5 protein-coding genes are annotated in these 4,286 nt (G+C 48.9%); 3 read left to right on the forward strand and 2 right to left on the reverse strand.

The annotated features are described in order from the left end of the window. Window positions 1–227: DNA-binding transcriptional regulator Fis (gene fis / locus ACRC27_RS10680; RefSeq protein WP_438639853.1), on the reverse strand; the 227-nt coding region annotated here is incomplete at its 3' end. A gap of 24 nt (window positions 228–251) precedes the next feature. Continuing rightward, on the reverse strand, window positions 252–1,217 hold the full coding sequence (dusB, locus tag ACRC27_RS10685) for a tRNA dihydrouridine synthase DusB (protein WP_438629558.1): 966 nt from the start codon (window positions 1,215–1,217) through the stop codon (window positions 252–254). A gap of 246 nt (window positions 1,218–1,463) precedes the next feature. Here dusB and ACRC27_RS10690 point away from each other — a divergent pair, with 246 nt between their 5' ends. The 3 genes from ACRC27_RS10690 to ACRC27_RS10700 all read left to right on the forward strand — a co-directional run. Beyond that, entirely contained in the window at window positions 1,464–2,891 is a 1,428-nt protein-coding gene (locus ACRC27_RS10690) for a TolC family protein (protein WP_438629554.1), read from the forward strand. 35 nt (window positions 2,892–2,926) lie between these two features. Continuing rightward, window positions 2,927–3,910: an HlyD family secretion protein gene (locus ACRC27_RS10695; protein ID WP_438622233.1), complete on the forward strand. Its 984-nt coding sequence runs from the start codon at window positions 2,927–2,929 to the stop codon at window positions 3,908–3,910. After that, window positions 3,907–4,286 (forward strand): ABC transporter permease (locus ACRC27_RS10700; protein ID WP_438639854.1); only part of this gene is annotated, 380 nt, incomplete at its 3' end. The genes ACRC27_RS10695 and ACRC27_RS10700, both read left to right, overlap by 4 nt.

Here is a 4,286-nt window from a genome sequence, read left to right on the forward strand (position 1 = left end):
CGGGTTTGGTTACCGCGAGTATACTGCATGACCATGTCGAGCAGAGGCTGCTCAACTTCAGCCAGAACTAACTCGTACAGCTCATTGACGTCTTGGCCGTTTAACTGAGCGAAGTAGTTCTTCAGGGACTGTTTAACGGAGTCACGCAGTGGCTTATGGGTGACCTGATCCTGAGCATTAATAGTAGCAACAGTCAGTACGTCAGAATTAACGCGTTGTTCGAACATGGTTCTTTCAGCTCTTTTTTATTTTTACGCAAGATTCTCAAAATACACACTTAACGCTTCCAGCTGTTCGCTAGCATCCTCTATCACGTTAAATGCACGCCGAAACTGGTCGTCAGGAGCATGTTCTTGTAAATACCAAGAAACATGTTTTCGGGCGATTCGATATCCTTTGCTGTGACCGTAAAAGTCATGCAGTGCACGAATATGCCCGAGAAGTAACTGCTTCACCTCAATCAGTGAGGGAGGCGGCAACACTTCTCCTGTCTCCAGATAATGCTGGATTTCCCGAAAGATCCAGGGTCTTCCCTGAGCGGCACGGCCTATCATCAGCGCATCTGCGCCGGTATAGTCCAATACCTCTCTGGCTTTATGCGGGGTAGTGATATCGCCATTGGCGATCACTGGTATGGAAACCGCGCGTTTCACAGCCCGAATGCTGTCGTATTCAGCATGGCCCGTAAACAGGCACGCACGAGTGCGGCCATGAATAGCAAGCGCCTGAATGCCACAGCGTTCTGCAATTTGGGCTATTTCGACACAGTTGCGATTATCCTGATCCCATCCAGTCCGAATTTTTAGGGTTACTGGAACGTCAACGGCATTAACAACGGCCGTTAAAATTTGTTCAACCAGCGTAGGATGCTGTAAGAGAGCAGAACCTGCTAGCTTACGGTTAATCTTTTTGGCTGGGCAACCCATATTGATATCAATGATTTGAGCACCATACTGCACGTTAGCGCGTGCTGCTCCTGCCATATCGTCAGGATCTGCACCCGCAATTTGTACACTACGAATACCCGGCTCATCGGTATGTACCATACGCAGGCGGGATTTATCAGTATGCCAGACCTCAGGGTTTGAGGACATCATCTCTGATACCGCCATGCCAGCCCCCATCTCGTGACAGAGCTGCCGAAATGGTCGGTCAGTAATACCGGCCATAGGCGCTACGATCAATTGATTGTTAAGTTTATAAGGGCCGATACGCATTGACTGAAAGGTAACCACTCTGTGCCTGTAAGGGCGCGTATATTACGCACTTTTTCAGTCGGAGGAAAGGCCAAACTTTGAACACTTGCGGGAACTTTTATAGTCAAGCGATTTTTTCGGCTATCAGGGCTATGCAGCGTACAAAAAACAGGCATACTTTAAAAAAGTGTTTCATTTACGTATTTGCTCTATTCCCAGCTAAATCATTACAATGGAAGACATTACACGATAAGGATTACGATTAGCATGCGGTTAATGCATTGGAAATTTACGTTGTCAGCCTTTTCTCTGGCATTTTTTTTATTACCGGCGTCTGAAACTGCATGGGCTGAACCGGTCAGATTCGATCAGGCGTGGCAGACACTTCAGCAGGTGAATGACGGGTTAAAAGCAGAGCTGTCAGCAGCTGATCGCTCACAAAAAATGGCCGAAGCAACAGATGGGCTGAATCTGCCTAAAATTGATTTAACCGGAAGTATTACGCGGTTAAGTGATCCTTTATCGCTCGATCTGAAAGATATGCAGCCTTTTCCTTCTCTTGTCTCAAATCCACGTATTCAATCGCTTTTGGCGGCGTTAGGTTCTGATCCTAAATTAGGCCCTTTGTTGCAAGGGTTAAAAAATCTGCCGACAGAGACTGATCTTTCCAACCAAACGGTAAAAACAGCGGGCGTTAATGCGCTGTGGGTTATCTATTCAGGTGGCCGTATCAGTGCGGCGCAAACTGCGGCATATGCGCAAGCCGATGAAGCTCGGCAACAGTTTGCTTTAAAACGTCTGCAAGCTTTCTCTGATTTAACCCGCTTTTACTACGGTGTGACGCTGGCTAAAAACGTGTATCAAACTCGCCAACAAGTGGCGACTGCATTGAATCAGCATTTACAGCATGCGATTAAACTTGAGCAGCAAGGGCAAATTGCCAAAGTAGAGCGTACATCGGCGCAGGTGGCCTATGATCGTGCACAGGTTGATGCTGAAAATGCGCGTCGTGAGCTGGAAATTGCCCAACTGGTGTTGGATGAGTTGCTGCACAAAGAGGGGGTACAACCTACATCGCCACTGGTGACACGATTAACGCTGCCGAGTATGCCTGCGCTGGTGAAGACGGCTTTGCAAGCGAATCCGGCAATCTCACTGCTTGATGCGAAAGATAAGCAAGCTGAAAGTTTAGAGAAGGCTGAGCGTGGCCGTTATTTGCCAAATGTAGCTGCAGTTGGTAATTACAATTTGTATCACGATGACAGCATTTTAGGTGAGCGTGCGCCTGACTGGATGGTGGGGTTGGGTGTAACGATCCCTTTGGTGGATAACAGCGGGCGTAATGATCTACTGGCTGCGGCGCATATTGCTCGCAAAGAGGTGGGATACCGCCGTGCAGAGTTAGAACGCCAATTGAAAGTGGGTGTTGAGCAGGCTTACCGGGAATTGGAGCAGGCAAAGACTGAGTATGACTCGTTAAAATCGAGCCAAGTACTGGCACAAGAGAACTTTCAGCTGCGTAACAAGGCGTTTGAACAGGGCTTGGCAACATCATTGGATGTGGTGGATGCCAGAATGACGCAATCGGCGATTGATACGCAGCGGTTGGCGGCAAGTTACCGGATGACGACTGCACTTTCGAAATTATTGGCCTTGTCAGGGCAACCCGATGCATTTAACCGCTACCAGCAGTAACTGCGCGTCAGACATATATTTAGGTGAAAAAACAGATGAATAAGAAGAGTAAATCGATCGCGGCAGTGGTGGGTGTAGGTGTTGTTGTGGCGTTAATCATTAGCTATTTTTCTGCATATGATAATGACAGTGCGTTGATGCAGGGGCAAATAGAGGCGCAGCAATATTTTGTCTCTGCCAAAGTACCGGGCCGTATCGAAACGGTTTTGGTACAAAAGGGACAACAGGTTAAGCAGGGCGATCCGATGTTTGTGCTCTCAACCCCTGAGCTTGATGCCAAATTGAATCAAGCCAAAGCAGGAGAAGCTGCTGCTGGCGCGATGCGTCAAGAGGTTGATAATGGTGCGCGCAGTCAGCAGATTGCGGCAGCCAAAGATCAGTGGCTAAAAGCGAAAGCTGCAGCCATTTTATCCGAGAAAACCTACCAACGTATCAATGCGCTTTTTCGTGATGGCGTGATGGCAGAGCAAAAGCGTGATGAGGCGAAAACGGCATGGCAGGCGGCAAAATATACTGAGCAGGCGGCTTTTCAGCAATATCAGCTGGCAGTAGAGGGCTCACGCAAGGGCGAAAAATTAGCGGCGGCTGAGAAGGAAAAGATGGCGGCGGCGGCGGTTGCTGAAGTGCAGGCCTACCTGAAAGATGCAGAATTGATGGCATACCATGATGGTATGGTTGATCAGGTTTTGCTACACCCTGGTGAGCTTGCTCCGGCTGGTTTTCCGGTGGTGACGTTGGTTGATCTGAATAATGCATGGGCACTGTTTCAGGTTCGGGAAGATAATTTAGCTCAGTTCAAACAAGGGGATGTATTTAACGTACGCATTCCGGCATTGAGCAAGGATAAAACCTATGCGTTTAAAGTTAGCTATATCAGTGTGATGGGCGATTACGCAACATGGCGTACTACGCAACCTGGCCGTGGCTATGATATGCGTACATTCCAGATTGAGCTACGTCCGGTTGAGCCGGTTGAAGGGCTGCGTGTCGGGATGACCGTGCTGCTGGAGGCGAAGTGAAACCGGGATTACGAGCAACCGCATGGCGTGAGTGGCAGCGGATCTTACATGATCGCTGGATCTTTGCGCTGACGGTCTGGCTGCCTCCGCTGTTTTTTGTCTTGATCTGGGCCATTTTTAATTCGGGGATCCCAAAAGATCTGCCGGTGGTGATCCTCGATCAAGATCACAGCCAGCTATCACGTGAGCTGACTCGCCGTTTTGAGGCATCACCCGCATTGCATGTGGCTTATGAAGCCAATAGCCTGCGTGAGGGGATGTCACTGGTACGTAGCGGTAAAGCGTATGCACTGATTATGCTGCCTTACCGGCTTGATACGGATGTCAAACTGCACCTTAGCCCTGCAGTCACGGCTTATTACAACAGCCAATATGT

Source organism: Plesiomonas sp., from assembly GCF_051650925.1.
In the GTDB taxonomy this organism is placed as follows: Bacteria; Pseudomonadota; Gammaproteobacteria; order Enterobacterales; family CAMTGL01; genus Plesiomonas.